Source organism: Actinoplanes sp. NPDC051537 (assembly GCF_055586105.1).
Map to the genome: position 1 here is coordinate 1 of NZ_JBVJIU010000023.1, position 19,047 is coordinate 19,047.

The following is a 19,047-nucleotide window of genomic DNA, read 5'->3' on the forward strand; positions in this document are numbered from 1 at the left end:
GCGACGATCACCAGCATCCAGAGTTTCCGATGTCCCGACACACCGTTTCCGATGTCTTGAGACATGGGTTTCCTATGTCCTGAACCAACACACTGTCAGCCCGACCAAAACGAGCCGGTGACCTGCGGTAACGCAGGTCACCGTTTTGCTTCTCAAGATCGCGCCCCCACTTAACCCCCGCTTTTGCCGTCGCGGACGGCCGCAGAACTCCCTGCCGGCGGAGGGCGCTCAGATAGTCCAAATCGGCTGAACTGCCCGCTGCTCTGCTGTCAGCCGGAACCGTCGTTGCAGGTCCAGCCATCGCCTACCTCAAGGTTGCCGACGAGCTGTGGCGCACCCCTGATGTAAGCGGTTTTGACGACCGCCAAGTTGACGACGAGCGCCAGTGCGGCGCTCCGGTTCTGCGAGTCGGCGACGGCGGCTCTGAAAGACCGTCCGCTCGCAACCGGCTGCGACCAGGAACCCGTTTCGCACGCGCGAGCGCCGCCGTCGACAGTCGTGAGCCCGCCCACGGCGGCGAACATGGTGAGGCATCCGGCGGTGACCATGGCGATGTGCGCACCGAGCAGGGTGACCAGTGGGGAGGCCGCTGCGGTGTCCATTCCGATGGCGAATTGATTGGTGGCAGCGACGACGGCGAACACGCGGCCGTTTTGCGCCGCGGGTCGCGGCAACGCATAGGCGGCCGACGACCAGTCGCCTCGCCGAGCGCCGCATGACGGGCGTCGACCAAGGAAACGGTCGCGGTCACGCTTGACCTGCAGAACGATCGATGCGAGGGAGGAAGGTCTCTACCACGCCGCGGACGGCTTGACTTCCGAAGCGCCGGAAAATGGCGCGACATCTGCCGTCTGAAACCCGGAGACTTTTCAGGTGATTCTCGACGCCGTCCTCCGTCAAGTGCGTCCACCGTCACGTCTGGCCGGGCGGCTCTCGGTCCAGTCGCTGCTCTTCGCGCTCGGTCAGGGTGCCTTCCTGACCGGCTCGGCGGTCTTCTTCACCCAGATCGTCGGGCTGTCCGCCGCTCAAGTCGGTCTCGGCCTGACCTGCGCGGGCATCGCCGAGTTCCTGGCGGCGTTGCCGATGGGCAAGCTGGTCGACCGCTTCGGGCCGCGGAAGATGTGGGCCGTCAGCGCGGCCGGGCAGGCGGCGATGTTCGCGTTGTGGCCCTTCATCACCAGCTTCCACGGCTTCGTCGCCATGGCCGTCGGCATGGAGGTCGTCGCGGCCCTCGGCGGCGCCGCGCACGGCGCGTACACGATCGACGCCCTGCCCCCAGAGGAGCGGGTCAGGTCGCGGGCCTACATGTACTCCGCGCTCAACCTCGGCTTCACCCTCGGCGCTCTCATCGGGGGTGTCGCGCTGGCAATCCACTCCAACGACCTCCTCCAGGCGCTGCCCTGGTTCACCGCCGTGATCTTCCTGGTCAACGCCGCCTCCATCAGCCGGCTGCCCCGGGCAACGCACGACAACCTCACCTCGGCCGAGCGCAAGGCGAAGGTCCCCGGCCCGGGACCGCTGCGCAACGTCGGCTGGCTCCTGACGACCTTCTTTGTCGGGGTGTTCTGGACCAACCAGGTCCTCCTCAATGTCGTGATCCCGCTGTGGCTGGTCGAGGAAACCGACGCCCCGCGGGTGCTGCTGGCCTTCCTGTTCGGCACCAACACGGTGATGTGCATCTTCCTGCCGATGGTGGCGGCCCGCGGAGTCGACGGCATATCCACCGCGCTGAGGGCGATCCGGGTGTCATCCGCCTTCTTCGTGATCTCTTGCCTGATCACGCTGGCGACGCACGACACCGTCGGCTGGGTCACGATCGCCCTGGTCTGGCTGGGACACGTCACCGTGACCGGGGCCGAGCTCTACCTCTCGGCGGCCAACTGGACGTTCGAGGCCGAACTGATGGACCCGCGCCGGCGCGGCGCCTACCAGGGAACAGCCAATCTGAGCGGCACTCTCGGCAAGGTGTGGGCGCCTGCGGTCTACACCTTCCTCGCGATGAACTGGGGTGCGGCCGGCTGGCTGGTGATCGCCGGCATCGTCGTGGCGGCCACCATCGGGATCCACCCGTCGACCCGGCTGGCGCGACGGTTCCTCGAGACGCATGTGCCCGCCGAGGTGCTGACCGACGCACGTGCCTCCGGCCCCGACCCGGAACGCCACGGCGCGACCGACCTCGCTCACGTCGGCACGACCGAGCGCTCAACCGAAAACGGAGCCGGTGGCACGTCATAGCGAACGACCCACCCAGATCCACGCCCGATTCGCGGCAAATGAGGACGCGCTACTCGTACCCGGGGTACAGAATCGGCGTGTTCTAGCGAAGGAAGATAGAAGGCGGCGCGGATCGCCCTACCTGCGCACTTCCGAGCCGGCGCACCAGAAGATCCTCAGCTACCCGGCTGACGGATTGCGGTGCCCGGATCGGTGCTCTGCTCAAGGGCCGTCCACCACTCCTCCAGCTCATCGACCCGGCTCTGGAGTGCGGCGTTCGCCGCCCGGGCCGTCGCCAGTTCCTCGGTCAGCGCACCGATCGGCCCGGAGGCGGTCAGGGCGTCGAGCCAGCCCGCGACCAGCCGATCCTCAGCGGCGACCCGGCGGAGCGCGGAGGCGACCACCTCCGGTGACAACTCAGCCACGAACTCTCTCGGGAGCGTGAGCAGGCGAGCGACCTCGCCGAGGCTCCGCGCGGCGCTCATCTGGCGCCGAAGGCGCTCGGCGGACGGCACCGCCGGTTCGGCCGGTGTCGCAGCCGCGATCGGCTTGGCGGGAGAAGGAGCGGCCTTCGACACAGGCGCGGGCGTAGGTGCCGGCTCCGGGTCAGGCTCGGCCTCTGACGGGAGTTCGGGAAGGTCGTCTCCCACCCAGGCGTAGGCCAGAGTGTCGCCCTTCTGCCGTCGGACGACATTTGGCCACTTGGGCAGAACCGCCAGCGCGCGGGGCCCGTGCCGGGCCCAGGTCTCGTTCCGGAGCCCGAGCTCGGCCAGACGCTCCCGGATCTCTCGCACCTTCAGCGGGACCGACGACTCGGCCAACAGGTGGAGAACCACCGCGAGGGGCTCTTGGGCAAAGACGGCGTGGAACAGCCGGGAGTCGGACAGAGCCAGGAAACGCAGCGAACCCCTCGTCGCGACGTGAACGCCGGCGCCCCGTGGAACAAGCTCTTCCTCATCGGTGTCATCCCACTTGACCTGATAGTTTGTCCCGTCATCCGCGAGGATCGATCCGGCTCGGGTACGGCGTACGCCGAACGAATCGGACACTCGGACAAGACCCTGATCTGCGCTCACGAATGCGACTGTAATGGTTATGGTCGCGGCCCGGCCGCCAGCCGGAGTCAGCCCATCCTGGCCAGGCTCATCGGCCGTGTGCGCCCAGCGCCGGCTTGGCGGAACGGCCCTGTCGCATCGGCCGATCGGATGGTCAGGCAGTGTTGACCGGTGAAGTCCGTTGCTCCGTCCCGTTCCTGGTCTCCTCCTCGATCCGCGTTCGCCGGGTTCCGCTTCCCGGCCGAGGTGATCGTGGTGGCAGTGCGCTGGTACCTGCGCTCTGGCCTGCGCAGGGACATCCGCGCGGCGCTGGACCGTGCGGCCGGCGGGTCGTAGCGCCCCTCGGCACGTCCACGCAGGCGGGTCCTTCGCGCCTTGATCGCGCGCACTGTTCTCGGCAGATCCGTGAGCAGCCGAGCAGACAGCACGCATCACCACGAGTGGCGGATGACCCTACCTGTCTACATCTGCTCAGCGGTTGCCCTCGATGATGATCACCGCGCGCATGGCCCGCACACGGACGCGCCGGAGACCTCCGTGGTGCGAGGGCCTCCGGCGAGGCGGTTCCGTGCGGTGGATCAGGATTCGCGAAGGATCAGGTTGCCGTTGTCCGCGGCGCCGCTCTGCGAGCCGCTTATTTCGCTGGCGCGTTTTGCGGCGCCGCATTCCCCGCGGCTTTATCCGGCTGGCGTTTCGTTCAAACCCAAACCACGCAGGATGTTATCGCGGTTCGCGTTTCCGCGCAGCGCGGTCAAAGAATTCAAGCGGCCCAGCAACGTCGTGGAAGATGCGGGGCATTTCAAGTCTTGAATCGCCGACAAGGTTTTCTCAAAACGTTGGATGCGGCTTTCAAGGTCCGTTCCACTCGGCAAGTTCGCATTCTTGAGCGCTACCTGCGCGTTCACCTGGGCTTGAGTGGGTGGGCAGCGACCGGGAACCTTTACCCCGGTAGGGCCCACGCGGTCGGCCGTCGCGTTCGGATTGCCCGGGCTGAAACCCAGCGCCGGCACCAAAGCGTTGATGTTACCGGAGCTGGCGCCGGCGTTCCCCGTCGCTCCACTCGCGGCCGCGTCACCGGATCCTGTGGCGGCGGCTCTATCCGCCGGCGTTTCGTTCAAACCCAAACCACGCACGATGTTATCGCGGTTCGCGTTTCCGCGCAGCGCGGTCAAAGAATTCAAGCGGCCCAGCAACGTCGTGGAAGATGCGGGGCATTTCAAGTCTTGAATCGCCGACAAGGTTTTCTCAAAACGTTGGATGCGGCTTTCAAGGTCCGTTCCACTCGGCAAGTTCGCATTCTTGAGCGCTACCTGCGCGTTCACCTGGGCTTGAGTGGGTGGGCAGCGACCGGGAACCTTTACCCCGGTAGGGCCCACGCGGTCGGCCGTCGCGTTCGGATTGCCCGGGCTGAAACCCAGCGCCGGCACCAAAGCGTTGATGTTACCGGAGCTGGCGCCGGCGTTGCGCTGTTCGGCGGCCTGGCTCATCCCCGTGCCGACCGCGAGCGCCGAGCCGAGCAGCGCTGCGGCGGCACCGCCAATCACCAGCTTGCGCGTCCGGCTGTTGACTCCGCGTCGATACACGCACGGCTCCTCTTCGTCTCGGTACTGCTTGTGCCGAGATATACGAGCAATGATGTGGCAGCAGTTCATGACGCAGAGCAAGCGTTCCTTAAAGCTTCTTTAACGCGACTTTCGGGGCCGTGCAGCCGCCAGCCACCTTCCGGCTGAACGAGCTGTCAGTCAAGCTGTTGGTTGAGCGCGGCGATACCGACGCGCTGCGCGCCTGCGCCGATGCGGGCAATTGGCAGGCTCGCGAACCGCTGGTCAAATTGTTGGTCGAGCGCGGCGACATTGACGCACTCCGCGCCTACCCCGATGCTGGTGAGTCTTGGGCCGCTCACCGGCTGGTTGACGTGTCAGCCGAGCGCGGTGACTTCGAGGCACATGCTCGAGTCGGGCGCGCCGCTGGCGCAGCGGTAGGCCGGTGAGATCGTCGCCGCCGTCAGCGAGCACCTCGAACAACACGAGGTTCGCCGGCCGGGCTGCGGCCTCGCGGGCCAGGCGACGCCCGGCGGTGATCCGGCCCGGCAGCGCCGGGAACACCGTACTGCCCGCCTCGGTGTCGAAGACGACCAGCTCGCCGTCGACGACGGTGCCCGCTGGCAGGCTGGCGCGTACTGCGGAGACGTCTGCTGGCGACGTCAGATATCTAAGTGCTGGAATGCTGTCTCGGCTTCGGTCCACGTCTCTGCGATTAGTTGGCGCCGACGGTGACGCCGGTCCGCCCGGTTCCGGTCTCGTCGGCTGTACTGGCGGGCTGGCCGTCGTCCGGTCGTCTGCGGACCACGCGAATCTGCAGGACCGCGGCCGACGACAGCACAAGGGCGCCGCCAGCGATCTGCATCGGACTCAGCATCTCGCCGAGGGCGATCGCGGCCAGGGCGGCGGTGGCGACGGGCTCGAACGTTGACAGGATCGAAGCTGTGGACGCGCCGGTCCGCCGCAATCCGGCGAAGAAGGCCAGCATCGCGATAACGGTGGAGATGACGGCCATGCAGGCCAGCCACAACCAACCCGCCGGCGCGAAGCCGAGGTCGACACCGCCGGTGAACAGAACTCGAACGCCCAGAGCCATGGCGGCGCCGGTCATCACGAAGGCGGAAAGCACGACCGGTGGCAGCTGGTGGACGACCGTGTCTGACACCAGGATGTAGATGGTGTAGGTGGTGGCTGAGCCGAAGGCGAGCACTGCGGCGATCGGGTGGAAGGTCATGGCACCTGCGCCGAGCAGGACCAGCAGCGTTCCGCAGGACGCCGCGAGCAGCGCGACGGTACGTGCGGGGGTCAATCTGTCCCGGCCGAGGGCCACTGCCGCCAAGGTGACCAGGACCGGGTAGGTGTAGAGGATCAGGGACAGCAGTGATGCGTCCATCTGTTCCAGGGCGGCGAAGTACAGGCTGGCCTGAAGCGCGTACCCGATGGCGCCGAGGCCGAACGCGATGCTGTAGACGCGGAGCCGGCGGCCTGCGGGAACAAGCGCTCGGCCTCGGCGCAGGTTGGGCCGCACCACCAGGATGAGCACGAGCAGGATCGCTGCCAGGCTGAACCGGATGAGGAGCAGCGCGGTCGGCGTGACTCCCGCTTCGTAGGCGAGCTTGCCGAAGATGCCCATGGCGCCGAAGAAGGCAGCCGAGGCGAGACATAGTGCGGGACCCATGGATTTCAGGATGGGTCATGCTATTGGTTCGGTCCAGCGATGATTCGTGGAGCTCATTCGTTAGGATTTCCGCATGGTCACGCTGGATCTCCGACGGCTCCGGTTCCTGCGGGAGTTCGAGGAACGCGGAACGCTGGCGGCTGTCGCGGTGGCGCTGGGCTTCAGCCCGTCGACGGTGTCGCAGCAGCTCAATCTGCTGGAGAAAGACGCCGGAACACGGCTGTTCGAAAAGGCCGGCCGAGGGGTGCGGCTCACTGATGCCGGTCGTCTGCTGGCCGGTCATGCGCGGGTTCTGCTGTCGGCGGCCGAGGCGGCGGAAGCAGATTTGGCGTCGCTGGCGGGTGGCGTGCGGGGAACTGTCCGGGCGGGTGGGTTGCAATCGGTGGCTCGTCGCTTGTTGGTGCCGGCGGTGGCTCGTCTCATGGCTGAGCATGCGCAGGTGCGCACGGAGGTCTTCGAGCTGGAGCTGGAGCAGGCGCTGCCTGGTCTGCGGCTGGGTGCGGTCGATCTCGTGATCGGGGACGAGTACGACGGTCACCCCCGTCCCCGGCCGGCCGGTCTGCGGTTCGCTGATCTCTACGAGGAGCCGATGAGGCTGATCCTTCCCGCTGACCATCCGCTGGCACGGACCGGTGGTCCAGTGGCGGTGGCGGGATTGCGCTCGGATATCTGGGCGGCGTCGGCCGAGGGCACCGGCCATCACGCGATGGTGGTGGGGGTGTGCCGGTTGCTCGGCGGGTACGAGCCTGATCTGCGCCACCGCTCCAACGATTCCGACGTGCAGCTCGAACTTGTCCGGGCGGGGGCAGCGGTCGCCCTGATGCCACCGTTGACCCTGCCCGTTCACGATCCGGCGCTGGCGGTCCGCGACGTCGCCGAGACCGACCTGCGGCGGCGCCTGGTCGTAGCGACTCGCGAGACGCCGCCGGCTCCGGCGCTGACGACCTTCCTGGCCGCTGTCACCCAGCAGGCTGCGCGGCTCGCTGCGGAGAATCCTGGTTCGACTACGACGTCAGGTCGACCCACAGGCTCTTGATGCGGGTGTACTTGTCCATCGCGTGCAGCGACTTGTCGACACCGATGCCGGACTGGCCGTCGCCACCGCGGTCTCGGCGTCATCGACGGGCGAGACGGTGAGCACGGGGCCGAAGATCTCCTCCTGGGCGATCCCCATGTCGTTCGTCGTTCCTGGCCCGTGGCCGAGAGCACGTTGCGGTCGTTGCAGGCTAGGGCGCGGCAACGGGGTTGCATCTTTTACCGAATCACGGTCGGTGTCGATGGCTGTCTCGGTGGTCCGCCTACGAGTCGACCGATAAGTCGCAACCGAGATCGGTCACATCTGTATCGTGCGTCAGTCCTTGCGTTTGCCGGCTTTAGCCTCCTTGTTCTGCTCTCTGCTGGCGCTTTCGCTCATGGTGTGTTCCGGCCGTGCCGCTGTGTCCGGACGTGTGGCCTCACCCCCGGAGGATGACGTTGCAACGCGCCGGCGCGCTTAGCTTCGGACTCGGATGGTTATGGAGGGCCGATGGGTTTCTGCTCCTTGTTCGGTGTTCGCCCGGCCGGATGCCTGGATCCAGGGCTGCGCGCCCGGTGGTGACCGGGGTGCCGGCCGGGTCTCCAGGCCCGCGAGGTGGCGTTGGACCGCGCTCGCCGATCGAACCGGACGAGGAGCGGCGCGCGTTGCGTGTCTCGATGGCGGCGACCACGCTGCTGTCCGGAGTCGGTGTCGTCTGGGGCGTCGTCTCGGGATCCCAGATCGTGCTGTTCGACGGCGTGTATGCGGCGGTCGGCATCGGCCTTACCGGGCTGGCACTGCACGCCTCCCGGCTCATCGCCGGGGGTCCGACCGAGCGGTACCCGTACGGTCGGGAAGCACTCAGCCCGCTGGTCATCGCCCTGCAGGGCGTCGCCATGCTGGCCACCTGCGGCTACGGTTCCATCGATGCCGCCCTGACTATCGTCGGCGGGGGCAGCGACGTCATCCCCTCGTCCGCCCTGTGGTACGGGATGCTGTCCCTGCTTGCCGCCGTTGCCGGATGGGCGTGGCTGCGACCGCGAGGCCAGCGCTCGGAGCTGCTCGCTGCCGAGGCTCAGGCCTGGCTCGTCGGCGCGGGTCTGAGTGTCGGCATGATTGTCGCGTTCGGTCTGGTACTGCTGATGAATCGGGCTGGGAACGCGCACTGGGGCCGGTTTGCTGACCCCGTGCTGGTGCTCATCGCGTCGGCGGCGCTCGCCCCGGCTCCGATACGGATGATCCGGCGGACGCTGACCGAACTGCTCGAAGGCTCCCCGGCGGCCGATATCCACGACCTGGTCCGCCGGGCGCTGGCTGAGGTCCGCGAGGCGTACGGGCTTACCGAGCCGGTGCTACGCCTGACCAAGGTCGGACCCAAGCTGTACGTGGAGGTGGACTTCGTCGTTGCCGGCGAGCGCTGGCGAGTGGCCGACGCCGACCGTGTCCGCCGGGATCTGCTCGATCGGCTTTCCGCGGTTCTCCCGTACGACCTCTGGCTCAATGTGGAGCTGACCGGCGACCCGGAGTGGGTCCGGTAAGCGGCGGCGAGACGGGCAAGGGTCGTGCGTCGAACCCGTGATGGGAGCTGACCAGTCGAGGTGATCCGCGGGCCGTTCCGGTGGGCTGTGGCCAATTGAGGCGGTGGTCGACACGGTGCGATCATCGCCGGCCCCGGCTGCCAAATTCGTTGACGGCGGGGGGAGAAGGCTCGATCGTTCGGTGGTGATAGTTCGACGTGAGCACTCCGACGATGTCGACGCGATCCACGCTGTTACGGCGGCCGCGTTCCGCGGCGTCGCGTACAGCGCACCGCCAGTTGAGCCAGGGGGCGATCCGGGCGAGGCGACGCTCGTTTCGTGGCTGCGCGACGATGCCGGTTGGATACCGGAACTGTCGTTGGTCGCGATCGAGGATGACGAGGTCGTCGGCCACGTTCTCGCGACGCGGGCTTATGTCGACGCCCGGCCGGCCCTGGGCCTCGGCCCGCTGAGTGTTCTTCCGCGCCGCCAGCGGGCCGGCGTGGGTACCGCCCTGATGCACGCTGTTCTCGGCGCGGCCGACGCGCTCGGCGAGCCCCTGGTCGGGCTGCTCGGCAATCCTGCCTACTACCGCCGGTTCGGCTTCGTTCCGGCGCAGGCGGTGGGGATAGCCGCGCCGGACTCCGCGTGGGGTGACAACTTCCAGGTCCGAATCCTCAGCCGGTACGAAGGCCTGGCCGGCCGTTTTCGGTACGCCGGACCGTTCGACCGGCTCTGAATTCGTCCTCGGCGGTCTCGGCGGAACGGCCGGCCCATGTTCCAGACCCGATCGGTCGCGGCCCGGGCGGCGGCGATCGCTCGGTCCGGGCCGGACCCTCCTGCTCCGCGAGATCCTCACCGAACTGCGCGACATCACCGACCCGTACGTCGGAGAGCGGTTGGTTGTTTGCATAGACTTTGAATATAAAGTTGCTATGCTTCGAGTGTGAGTCACCCGGACATCGGGGCAGCCCTCTACGGCCTGGCCACCAGGGCCGCGAGGCGCCTGCCCCGGGACATGAGCCTGACGTCCGCCGCCACCCTGGCCACCCTGGACCGGACCGGCCCGCGGCGCATCACCGATCTGGCCGCGGTCGAAGGCGTCACCCAGCCGGCGATGACCACCCTGGTCCGGGTGATGGAGGAGTCCGGCCTGGTCGAGCGGCGGGGCGACGCGTCCGACAAGCGGGTCACGCTGGTGTGCCTGACCGAGGCCGGCGCCTCCTATGTGCGGACGCGGCGCCAAGCGGGCGTCGACGCGTTCGAGCGGTTGATCGGCGAGCTGACCGGCGACGAGGTCGAGGCGCTGGTGGCGGCCCTGCCTGCGTTGAAGCATCTGGCCGAGCTCGAAAGCCAGGACCGCGAAGGGCGAAAGCAGTGACCGGGCGGCCGGTCGGCGGGGTCGCGGCGGAGGTGTTCCCGGTGGGGCGTTCCGAGGCGCGGCTACTGGTCCCCGCCCTGACGTTCATCGCTCTGGTCGTGGCGGCGGTCGCCAGCCTCGGGACGCCGCTCATCACCAGCGTGGCGACCTCGTTCCACGTCTCGCTCAGCAGTGCGCAGTGGACGCTGACCGTTGCACTGCTGAGCGGCGCGGTCGCCACGCCGGTCCTGGGCCGGCTCGGCGCCGGCCCGTACCGGCGGGCCACCATCCTCGCCACGCTGGTGGTCGTCGTGGCCGGCAGCGCGCTCACCGTGCTGCCGCTGTCGTTCGCGTGGCTGCTGGCCGGCCGGGCGGCCCAGGGCGTCGGGCTCGGGCTGACGGCGCTGATGATGGGCGTGGCCCGGGACCACCTCCCCGAGGAGCGCGGCGCGGCCGTGATCGCCCTGATCTCGGTGGTCTCGATCATCGGGGCCGGCGTCGGCTACCCGCTGGCCGCATTGCTCGCCGAGCTCGGCGGGGTGCGGGCGGCGTACGGCCTCGGCCTGGTCGTCACCGCCGCCGCCCTCCTGACCGCGTGGCGCTCCATGCCCGAAGCCCCCGAAGGCCGCTCCGCCCACGTGGACGTGGCCGGCGCGGTCGTCCTGGCCGGCGCGCTGCTCCTGGTGCTGCTCCTCGCCGGCGAACGGAATCTGTGGAGCCGGCACCTCGCCGTGGCGGCGGGCCTCGCCGTCGTCGCGGCGGTGCTGCTCTCCGTCTGGACCGTCATCGAACTGCGCAGCACGACACCCCTGGTCGATGTGCGGGCGGTGCGGCACCCGGCGGTCGCCGGGGCGAACCTTGCCATGTTCGTCGGCGGGATCGGCATGTACCTTCTGCTCACGCTCATCACGCGGTACGCGCAGACGCCGCACGGCGCCGGCTACGGCTTCGGGCTGACGACCTTCGTCGCCGGGCTGGTCCTCATCCCGTTCTCGGTGCTCGGGTTCGTCGCCGGCAAGCTCACGCCGCGGATCCGGAGACGGATCGCCGGCCCCCTGCTCCTGGCCGGCAGCGCCGTCGTGGTCGGCGGCGGGTTCGCCCTGTTCGCGGCGGCCCGGTCGGACCTGGCCGAGCTGTTCGCGGCGATGGGCGTGCTCGGCTTCGGCGTCGGCGGCTTCTCGGCCGCGATGCCCGGCGTCATCCTGGCCGTCACCCCCAAGAGCGAGACGTCGAGCGCCATGAGCTTCAACTACGTCGTCCGCAGCGTCGGGTACTCCCTGGGCAGCGCCATCGGCGGCCTGATCCTCGCCGCGGGCACCGCCCCCGGCCACCTCTTCCCCGACGACAGCGCCTACACCGCCGCGGCGCTGGTCGGCATCGGCGCCATGGCGATCACGGCGCTGACGAGCCTCGCTCTCGCCCGCCGGCGCTCGCCCGATTCCCACCCGTAAAACAGATCACTGGAGGTTCCATGCCCAAGGGCTACTGGGTCAGCGCCTACCGCACCATCTCCGACCCGCAGAAGCTGGCTGCGTACAACAAGCTGGCCGGTGCGGCCGTCAAGGCCGCGGGCGGCCGGACCGTCGTCCGCGGCGGTCGGGTCGTGGCGCATGACGCCGGCATCGCCGAGCGCACCGTCCTGGTCGAGTTCGACAGCTTCGAGCAGGCCGTGGCGGCGCACGAGAGTGCGGCCTACCAGGAGGCGCTGGCCGCCCTCGGCGACGGCGTCGAGCGCGACTTCCGCATCGTCGAAGGCATCGACTGACCGAGGTCCAGGCGGATCCGCACCGAAGCCTCGAACTCGCACGTGTCCGGTCGACCCGCGTCAACGATGCCCCGTCGTCCTGTCCTGCCCAATTCGCGGGCGGGACAGGACGGGTCTGTGCAGCGACTCGGCGGCCGGATGCAACCACACCACCGGAGCCTGCTGATCGCCCAGCTTTCCGCCCTGGCCGGCTGCTCAAGCACGGACGAGACCGGGCCGACCAACGTGTGCCCGACGCTGGCGGGTACTGATGTCAAGGGTGGGTTCTCACTGCCGCAGAGACTGCCACTGACCAGTCGTCATCGAATCGACCCCCGGTAGTGCTCCACGCTGTCTTCATCGATTTGGTGAGATGGCGGCGAAGGGGTTCCGATGAACAGGATGGTGGTCGCCGGCGCCGTTCGGCGATGGGTCATGCCCGTGGCGGCGACGGCACCGCTGACGGCGGCACTGGCGTCGCGCGGCGGCAACCTGGTGGTCGTCGGCCTGAGCGTCTTGGGCCTGCTGGCCGGCCCGATGGCGGCAGCGCTTCGGCACGTGGTGACCGAAGTGCTGGGCCAGGCGCTGCAGGATCGACGGCAGCGCGACCGGCACCGCGAGGCGCTGCTGCGCGAGGACAACCGGCACACCGAGGTCGTGTTGCTGCTGGGCGCGGTGACCCCAGCGGTGGACCTCGCCGAGCTGGCCCGGGCCATTCACGCTGCCCGCGGCACAACCGGTACGGATACGTGATGCCCACCGAGGGTGCAACCGCGTACTGCGGAACCTGGCACGATCACCGGGCTTGCACGGTGCGATCTTCCAGGCCGCCCGGCTCGACCGCGAACAGCGACGGGATCATCGCCAGGATCGCGCCGGCGACCAGGTCGTCGCCGTTGCTCAGCCGGGCGTGTGTGCCGCGGACGCGGCGGCCGACGAGGGCGCCTTCGACCACGGTGGAGAAGAGCCGGGCCACATCCATCCAGGTGGTATCTGGCCGGGGTTGCAGGTCGTAGGCCGGGAAGAGCTCCGAATACAGCTCGGCCCACAGTTGCAGGGCGTCCTCTTCCTCTTGTCTGTGGAGCTTGCGGACGCGAAGGTCGGACGGGAGAGCAGTTTCTACCAAGGTTTGCAGCGCAGTGATCGGATGATCCGTCGTGTCCTCCAACTCTGCCGCGGCGGCCGCCCGAACCACCGATCCCAGCGGCATCGTGGCTGTCATCGCCGTCATCGTCTTGCGCATCTGAAGAATTCTGCGCATGTACGGCGCCGGCCGGTACAAGTAGGCCAACAGGTCCTCGGTATACGAGTGCGCGTTCATCCAGGTCGCGCCGAACCGGTCGGCGCTCAGCCGCTCCGCCCGCGCCGGGTCTTCGATCACATCCCACGCGTGCGCCTGGAGTCTCTGGCCGCTCAGCGAGCTGAACAGCTTCCCGTCGTCGTCACCGCGCCGTTTGCCCTCGATCTGTTCGGTGTAAAGCAGGTGCAGCCCAAGATTGCAGAGGTCCCTCGTCTCGGCGTAGTTCGCCCAGAGGGCGCGGGTCTTCGGTCGCCGGCCGGGGCGCACGTTGGTAAGTACCGGCGCCAGGTCTTCGTCCGTGCCGCCGGACAGCTGCTCGGTCCACTCCTGCCACGTGAAGGTCATCTCCGCATCCTTTCGTCGCGTGTGGCCAAGACGATCACCCGTTGGGTCGGCGGACGTCAAAGGCGGTGCGGAATGGCAGCCGGAAACTGCCGTTGACTTCCGCAGCTTCACGACGATCCGAGCCGTGCCGGTTCGCTCCTCGATCCCCACGGGACTGCCGCGCGGGAATTTGAGCTGGGCAGACCCCTCTCGAGCATCTCCGTGCCGCGGTGAACGGCGGGCGCGTGCCGGATCTGAGCCACCCAACACCGCGGTGAGCCGGGCGCCGGCGGTCAGGCCGTCGGCTCGGCGGCCAGCGCGGGGCGGCGTACCGTGCGCCGGGGAAGGGGCGGCAGCCAGCGCACCAGCTCGGCCGTTCGGGCGTCCGAGCCGTACACCAGCAGGGTCAGGAAAACGCCGTAGACGGGCAGGTGGCCCAGCATCTCGGTGCCGCCGAAGAGCAGCAACGTGGCGTTGAACGGGATGCCGGCGACCAGGACCGCGACCTGGGGGAGGGCGCCCGAGATGACCAGGAGGCCGAACAGCAGCTCGGTGGCGCCGGCGACCGTGATGAAGGTGTCGGCCGGCAGGTGGATGCCGACCAGCGCGAACACGTCGAGGTGGGGGAACATCCGCAAGGTTTCCCGGGCCAGCGCCGGGTTGGCTAGCTTCTCGGCGAACGCCAGGGTGATCAGCGCCCCGCCGGCGCCCAGCCGGAGGGCGAGCAGCCCACGCCGTAGCGCCACGGCGTCGAGCTCCACTCGTCCGAAGGCGGCGTCCGAGGGCGGCACGAACGCCAGGAAGACCGCGACTCCCAGCAGATCCATGGCCGACAGGAGCCCGACCGGGCCGGACACCAGCAGGGCCAGCGGGCCGGCCAGGGCGAGCAGCACGGCGGCGGGGCGCAGCCGGATGCCGGTGACGAACCAGACGCCGAGGGCCCCCTCCAGCAGCAGCAGGGCGGAGCCGCCCGCGAGGTCGTCGACGTCCAGGTCGTGGGTGAGGAAATGGCCGGAGACGGCGGCGGCCAGCAGCGACACGCCCAGGTGGATGGCGAGCAGCCTCGGCACGTACGGCACGAGCCGTCCCAGGAAGCCCAGGAACCGCAACTCGGGTAGCGGCAGGTAGCGCACCGCGACGTACCGCCAGAGAAGCGTCACGGCCACGACGGCGAGCACGAGCGTCAGCGTGAGCGGACGCCAGGCGAACGACCAGTCGGTGGGGTAGGCGCCGGCGTCCGGCACGAACCACTTCTCGTGGGCCGACGCCGGCGTCGGCAGCGCGAGCACTACGCCCACACCGGCCACGAGGGCACCGCAGCGCCCGAGAATCCCCTTCATTGCTGTCACTCCGTTGTCCGTGGCGGTCGCGGCCGCCGGCCCTGATCTTCGACACCCTTCTTACGGACACCCGAGCTCGTCGGCGAGCGTTTGGGCCGAGGTCGGGACCAAGGTCCCGCAAGGTCGGGACCTGCGCCGACGCCTCAGAATTGCACGACTGCAAAATTGCAGTACTGTAGCGAGGATGGAGGAGCCGGGCGCGAAACCGGGGCTGCGGGACCGCAAGCGGGCCGAGACGCGGGCTCGGATCGAGGCCGCGGCGGTCGAGCTGGTGCTCAGCGCCGGGCTGGAGGCGGCCACGGTCGACGCCATCAGCGAGCGGGCGGACGTCTCGCCCCGCACGTTCTTCAACTACTTCGAGAGCAAGGACGCGGCCGTCCTCGGCATGCGACCGCATCAGGCCGACGAGGACCTGTTAGCGGAACAGTTCGCCGGCGTCGACGGCCTCGACCTGGTCGCGGCCGTCGTTCACCTGGCAACGGCGACGATGGGCTTCACGGAGAGCGTGAACGCGGGGCTGCACCGCCGCCGCCTCGAGATCATGCGCCGGCACCCGGAGATAGTCGGTGGCCAGTTCGCCCAGCTCAACGCCCGCAAGGTCCGGCTGACCGAGTACGTCGGCCGGCTCCTGACCCGGACCGCACCGCCGGACGAGGCCGGTTCCGATCTCGACGTCCTGGCCCGGGCCGACATCCTGCTCGCCCTCTGCTCCAGTGCGGTCCGCACCGAGATCCTGCGCTGGGCCGAGGAGCCCGAAGCCGGCGACGTGCTGGGCACCGCCCAGGTCGCACTCATCGAGCAGCGCGCCGTCGCGCTCGTCCGCACCACCCTGAAGCTACTTTTGCCATCGGCTCGGAGCCGGGAGATGGCTACCGGCCTCGCCAAGATCCCTGGCTGATCGCGGGGCCGGGCACGACCGCAAGCCGGGCCGGACGGCAGGGTGCCGTCGCCCCCCGGGGCAGGAGGACGAGATGAGGGGCAGGAGGACGAGATGAGGGTCTGGACACGCGTGATCGGCGGCGTGCTGCTGCTCCTGATCGGGGGGACCTGGATCCTGCAGGGTTCCGGCGCGACGGGTGCCAGCGGCGGCATGAACGGCGAGTCCCAATGGCTGGTGATCGGCGTGGTGGTCGCCGTCGTGGGCCTGGTGCTGCTCGTCGGCGGCATCAGAAAGCTGCGCTCCAGGGCGCCCCGTTGAGCGAGGACGACCGCGCGGGCAAGCCGGTCGGGCGGCGGATCTTCCTGGGCGTGCTCGCGCTCGGCGCCGCCGGGGTGGCCGTCGGCGCTCGGGTGCAGAAGGCGACGGACGGGGCGCTGGCCGCCGTCAGCAGCAAGGATCCGACCGGGTTGACCGGGCTGCTGCCCGGCGGCGGGGGCTTCCGCTTCTACTCGGTCGCCGCCGGCATCCCGCATCGGTCGGCCACCGATTACCGGCTCACCGTGGACGGCCTGGTCGACCACCCGGCGACGTACACGCTCGCGCAGTTGAAGGCGATGCCGCGGACCCGGCTGGTCCGCGACGTCCAGTGCGTCACCGGCTGGCGGGTGCCGCAGACCGCGTTCACCGGGGTGCCGCTGACCGATCTGCTGGCGGCCGCCGGCGTCAAACCGGGCGCCAAGGCGCTGCGCATCAGTTGTTTCGACGACGTCTACAGCGAGAGCCTCACGCTGGAGCAGGCCCGGCGCCCGGACATGCTCGTGGCGTACGAGATGCAGGACGAGCCGGTCACCGCCGCGCATGGCGGCCCGGTGCGCCTGTATGCCGCGCCGATGTACTTCTACAAGTCGGCGAAGTGGCTGTCGGGCATCACGGTCACCGACGAGGTCACGCCCGGCTACTGGGAAGAGCGCGGGTATGACGTGGACGGCTGGGTCGGCAGGTCGAACGGACGTGATGACCATCCCACCTCCTGACGCCGGGCCGCCGCTGCGGCGCTTCACCGTCGCCGAGCGCTGGATCCACCGCTGCACCGCCGCGTTGCTGGGCACGACCATGATCACCGCTGCGTTTCTGTATCTGCCCCTGCTGGGTGAGGTGGTGGGGCGGCGCGACGTGCTGGTCACCGTGCACAAGTGGTCGGGAATCGCGGCGCTGGTCCCGGTCCTCGCCGGGCTGCTGTCGCGGGCCTTCCGCGCGGATCTGACCCGGCTGAACCGTTTCGGACCGCACGATCGCGGCTGGTTGCGGGCGACGCTGCGCCGCCGTCCGCACCCGTCCGGCAAATTCAACCCGGGCCAGAAGATGTACGCCGCTCTCGCCTCCGCGGGCACGCTCGTGATGACCGGCACCGGGCTCATCATGTGGTTCACGCACCTCACACCCCTGGTCGCGCGCACCGGGGCGACCTTCGTCCACGACTGGGGAGCCCTCCTGCTGGGCGCGCTGGTCCTCGGTCACATCTGGATGGCGTACGGGGATCCCGACGCGCGCCGCGGGCTGCGGACCGGCTTCGTGTCCCGATCCTGGGCCCGCCGTCATCACGCGTTGTGGGACGGAGAGGACCAGAGCCACCGGTGAACGACACGAACCCCAAAGATTTCTGCAGGGGAGTGTCGGATCGGCCGGATGCCGTTCGTAGCGTAGGCGAGGGCGGACGCCGGGTCCGGCCGAGCAGAGGGAGCGACCATGCCTGAGTACCTCATCTACTTCAACCAGCAATGGGTGGGCGACCACACCGAGGAGTGGTTCCGCGGGCGCGGGCCGCTGGCCCGGGCGGTCGTCGACGAGATCAAGGCCGCCGGGGCTTTCGTCTTCGCCGGAGGGCTCGAGGAAGAGGACGGCCCGGTCTTCAGCGCCGACGCCACGAGCGGCACGACGTTGGTCACCGACGGGCCGTACGTCGAGAGCAAGGAGTTCCTGGGCGGGCTGACCATCGTGAACGTCCCCGACGACGAGACGGCCACGATGTGGGCCGGCAAGATCGCGGAGGCGTGCGGCTGGCCCCAGGAGGTCCGCCGCTTCAAGTCCTGGGGGTAAGCGCCGGGAAGGTCCAGGTTCCGTCGAGGACCTGCTTGCGCGGACGGTAGAGACGTACGAGGTAGTTCCAGCCGTCGGTGATCGGGAGGGAGTTGCGCGCGGGGTCGCCGGTGCCGCCGAACCGTACGGTGACGCCACCGTCGTCATCATGGACCGCGGTGATGTCGTTGACGCTGTAGGCGTCGCCGGGGTTGGGCTCGAAGTAGCCGTCGGCGTTGTAGACCGAGATCGACCAGAAGCCGTCGACGGGCACGTCCGGCGGGACGGTGAGCTCGTAGGTGCCGTCGGCGGGCAGCTGCGGCGCGACACCCACGTACGTGGCCTCCGTGTCGGGCAGCCCGCCCCACCCGGCCGCCGTGCAAACCAGATGGCGTACGGGGTCGACGTCGTCGCGGTGTCCGAAGCCGGCGGCGAACGAGGTCATGTCCGATGCCAGGCTGAGCAGGGCGCGCCGGGTCCGGTCGAAGCTGCCGGGTTCGTAGTCCGGCATCGAGAACTCCCGCTCCTGGCCGGCCTCGATGATGATCCGGTCCTGAAGCTCGGCGACCACGGCGAGGTCGTGGGCGTCGCGGGGGTCGGCGAGCGTGCGCACGGCGACGGCCACGTGCTGGCTGCCGAACTCGGCGACGGTCAGCTCATGCCTGCCGGCCTCGTGGAACACCCGGTTGATGTAGTGGTCCTCGTTGACGATCATCGCGGACAGGTATCGCCGGCCCGGGTGCGGGAGGGACAGGACGGCGCCGGCCGAGATGTCGACGATCGCGAAGCTGTACAGGGTGTCGCGGTTCATCCGGATCACTGTCTGCTTGTCGATCGGCGCCGGGGCCCGGTTGTGAAAGAGCCGGTTCACGCCGCCGGCCTCGCGTTGCAGGTCCGCGAACATGCGGTGGGTCTCGGCCCGCGCGAAGTTGTCAACGTTGACCTTGGCACTCGTCATGCTCCGAGCCTCGCCGTTCGGAGGCAGTGTCGCGTCGCCCGGCAC

At 69.1% G+C, this 19,047-nt stretch carries 23 protein-coding genes; 14 read left to right on the top strand and 9 right to left on the bottom strand.

The features are described from left to right. Positions 1-269: 269 nt before the first annotated feature. Complete coding sequence (locus ACZ6TB_RS41210; RefSeq protein ID WP_465564798.1) at positions 270-644, bottom strand: hypothetical protein; 375 nt, start codon at positions 642-644, stop codon at positions 270-272. A gap of 229 nt (positions 645-873) precedes the next feature. Here ACZ6TB_RS41210 and ACZ6TB_RS41215 point away from each other — a divergent pair, with 229 nt between their 5' ends. Continuing rightward, positions 874-2,235 carry an MFS transporter gene (locus ACZ6TB_RS41215; protein ID WP_465564799.1) on the top strand — a complete coding sequence of 454 codons (1,362 nt, stop codon included), beginning with the start codon at positions 874-876 and terminating at the stop codon, positions 2,233-2,235. Between the two features lie 155 nt (positions 2,236-2,390). Here the strand turns inward: ACZ6TB_RS41215 and ACZ6TB_RS41220 are convergent, their stop codons facing one another. Next, on the bottom strand, positions 2,391-3,290 hold the full coding sequence (locus tag ACZ6TB_RS41220; protein WP_465564801.1) for a hypothetical protein: 900 nt from the start codon (positions 3,288-3,290) through the stop codon (positions 2,391-2,393). A gap of 150 nt (positions 3,291-3,440) precedes the next feature. Here ACZ6TB_RS41220 and ACZ6TB_RS41225 point away from each other — a divergent pair, with 150 nt between their 5' ends. Next, positions 3,441-3,605 carry a hypothetical protein gene (locus ACZ6TB_RS41225; protein ID WP_465564804.1) on the top strand — a complete coding sequence of 55 codons (165 nt, stop codon included), beginning with the start codon at positions 3,441-3,443 and terminating at the stop codon, positions 3,603-3,605. Between the two features lie 341 nt (positions 3,606-3,946). Here ACZ6TB_RS41225 and ACZ6TB_RS41230 read toward each other — a convergent pair whose 3' ends face one another. From ACZ6TB_RS41230 to ACZ6TB_RS41240, 3 genes are all read right to left on the bottom strand, one after another. Next, entirely contained in the window at positions 3,947-4,852 is a 906-nt protein-coding gene (locus tag ACZ6TB_RS41230) for a hypothetical protein (RefSeq protein WP_465564807.1), read from the bottom strand. Between the two features lie 243 nt (positions 4,853-5,095). Next, positions 5,096-5,515 (bottom strand): ATP-dependent DNA ligase, encoded by a 420-nt coding sequence (locus ACZ6TB_RS41235; protein WP_465564810.1) that lies wholly within the window; start codon positions 5,513-5,515, stop codon positions 5,096-5,098. Positions 5,516-5,525: 10 nt separating this feature from the next. Further along, complete coding sequence (locus tag ACZ6TB_RS41240) at positions 5,526-6,488, bottom strand: DMT family transporter (protein ID WP_465564813.1); 963 nt, start codon at positions 6,486-6,488, stop codon at positions 5,526-5,528. Between the two features lie 73 nt (positions 6,489-6,561). Here ACZ6TB_RS41240 and ACZ6TB_RS41245 point away from each other — a divergent pair, with 73 nt between their 5' ends. After that, positions 6,562-7,524 carry a LysR family transcriptional regulator gene (locus tag ACZ6TB_RS41245; protein WP_465564815.1) on the top strand — a complete coding sequence of 321 codons (963 nt, stop codon included), beginning with the start codon at positions 6,562-6,564 and terminating at the stop codon, positions 7,522-7,524. Here ACZ6TB_RS41245 and ACZ6TB_RS41250 read toward each other — a convergent pair. After that, positions 7,501-7,662, bottom strand: coding sequence for an aldehyde dehydrogenase family protein (locus tag ACZ6TB_RS41250; protein WP_465564818.1), 162 nt, complete (start codon positions 7,660-7,662; stop codon positions 7,501-7,503). The genes ACZ6TB_RS41245 and ACZ6TB_RS41250 overlap by 24 nt on opposite strands. A 518-nt stretch (positions 7,663-8,180) precedes the next feature. On the opposite strand from ACZ6TB_RS41250, the gene ACZ6TB_RS41255 reads away from it, so the two are divergent. The 6 genes from ACZ6TB_RS41255 (at position 8,181) to ACZ6TB_RS41280 (ending at position 12,877) form a co-directional block, all read left to right on the top strand. Further along, the gene (locus ACZ6TB_RS41255; protein ID WP_465564820.1) at positions 8,181-9,041 is read left to right on the top strand and encodes a cation efflux transmembrane domain-containing protein; all 861 of its coding nucleotides are present in this window, start codon (positions 8,181-8,183) and stop codon (positions 9,039-9,041) included. A 103-nt stretch (positions 9,042-9,144) separates the two neighbouring features. Continuing rightward, positions 9,145-9,759, top strand: coding sequence for a GNAT family N-acetyltransferase (locus tag ACZ6TB_RS41260; RefSeq protein WP_465564823.1), 615 nt, complete (start codon positions 9,145-9,147; stop codon positions 9,757-9,759). A 207-nt stretch (positions 9,760-9,966) separates the two neighbouring features. Continuing rightward, the gene (locus ACZ6TB_RS41265; RefSeq protein WP_465564825.1) at positions 9,967-10,401 is read left to right on the top strand and encodes a MarR family winged helix-turn-helix transcriptional regulator; all 435 of its coding nucleotides are present in this window, start codon (positions 9,967-9,969) and stop codon (positions 10,399-10,401) included. Positions 10,402-10,442: 41 nt separating this feature from the next. Continuing rightward, positions 10,443-11,831, top strand: coding sequence for an MFS transporter (locus ACZ6TB_RS41270; RefSeq protein WP_465564828.1), 1,389 nt, complete (start codon positions 10,443-10,445; stop codon positions 11,829-11,831). Positions 11,832-11,851: 20 nt separating this feature from the next. After that, the gene (locus ACZ6TB_RS41275; protein WP_465564830.1) at positions 11,852-12,145 is read left to right on the top strand and encodes a DUF1330 domain-containing protein; all 294 of its coding nucleotides are present in this window, start codon (positions 11,852-11,854) and stop codon (positions 12,143-12,145) included. Between the two features lie 372 nt (positions 12,146-12,517). Beyond that, positions 12,518-12,877, top strand: a complete 360-nt coding sequence (locus ACZ6TB_RS41280; RefSeq protein ID WP_465564832.1) for a hypothetical protein — start codon at positions 12,518-12,520, stop codon at positions 12,875-12,877. A 43-nt stretch (positions 12,878-12,920) separates the two neighbouring features. On the opposite strand, the gene ACZ6TB_RS41285 is transcribed toward ACZ6TB_RS41280, so the two are convergent. Together ACZ6TB_RS41285 and ACZ6TB_RS41290 are read right to left on the bottom strand one after the other, a co-directional pair. Then, positions 12,921-13,769, bottom strand: a complete 849-nt coding sequence (locus ACZ6TB_RS41285) for a hypothetical protein (RefSeq protein ID WP_465564835.1) — start codon at positions 13,767-13,769, stop codon at positions 12,921-12,923. Between the two features lie 272 nt (positions 13,770-14,041). After that, entirely contained in the window at positions 14,042-15,088 is a 1,047-nt protein-coding gene (locus tag ACZ6TB_RS41290; protein ID WP_465564838.1) for a hypothetical protein, read from the bottom strand. A 184-nt stretch (positions 15,089-15,272) separates the two neighbouring features. Between ACZ6TB_RS41290 and ACZ6TB_RS41295 the strand changes: the two genes are divergently transcribed. The 5 genes from ACZ6TB_RS41295 to ACZ6TB_RS41315 all read left to right on the top strand — a co-directional run bounded on the left by ACZ6TB_RS41295 (position 15,273) and on the right by ACZ6TB_RS41315 (position 18,065). Then, positions 15,273-15,986 carry a TetR/AcrR family transcriptional regulator gene (locus tag ACZ6TB_RS41295; protein ID WP_465564840.1) on the top strand — a complete coding sequence of 238 codons (714 nt, stop codon included), beginning with the start codon at positions 15,273-15,275 and terminating at the stop codon, positions 15,984-15,986. Positions 15,987-16,079: 93 nt separating this feature from the next. After that, a complete protein-coding gene (locus tag ACZ6TB_RS41300) occupies positions 16,080-16,286 on the top strand; it encodes a hypothetical protein (RefSeq protein WP_465564842.1) in 207 nt (68 codons plus the stop codon). Continuing rightward, entirely contained in the window at positions 16,283-17,002 is a 720-nt protein-coding gene (locus ACZ6TB_RS41305) for a molybdopterin-dependent oxidoreductase (protein WP_465564844.1), read from the top strand. The genes ACZ6TB_RS41300 and ACZ6TB_RS41305 overlap by 4 nt, the downstream gene beginning before the upstream one ends. Continuing rightward, a complete protein-coding gene (locus tag ACZ6TB_RS41310; protein WP_465564846.1) occupies positions 16,983-17,606 on the top strand; it encodes a cytochrome b/b6 domain-containing protein in 624 nt (207 codons plus the stop codon). The genes ACZ6TB_RS41305 and ACZ6TB_RS41310 overlap by 20 nt, the downstream gene beginning before the upstream one ends. Before the next feature lie 108 nt (positions 17,607-17,714). Further along, complete coding sequence (locus ACZ6TB_RS41315) at positions 17,715-18,065, top strand: YciI family protein (protein ID WP_465564848.1); 351 nt, start codon at positions 17,715-17,717, stop codon at positions 18,063-18,065. Here the strand turns inward: ACZ6TB_RS41315 and ACZ6TB_RS41320 are convergent. Further along, on the bottom strand, positions 18,049-19,002 hold the full coding sequence (locus ACZ6TB_RS41320) for a DUF1214 domain-containing protein (RefSeq protein ID WP_465564851.1): 954 nt from the start codon (positions 19,000-19,002) through the stop codon (positions 18,049-18,051). The genes ACZ6TB_RS41315 and ACZ6TB_RS41320 overlap by 17 nt on opposite strands. Positions 19,003-19,047: the final 45 nt, after the last annotated feature.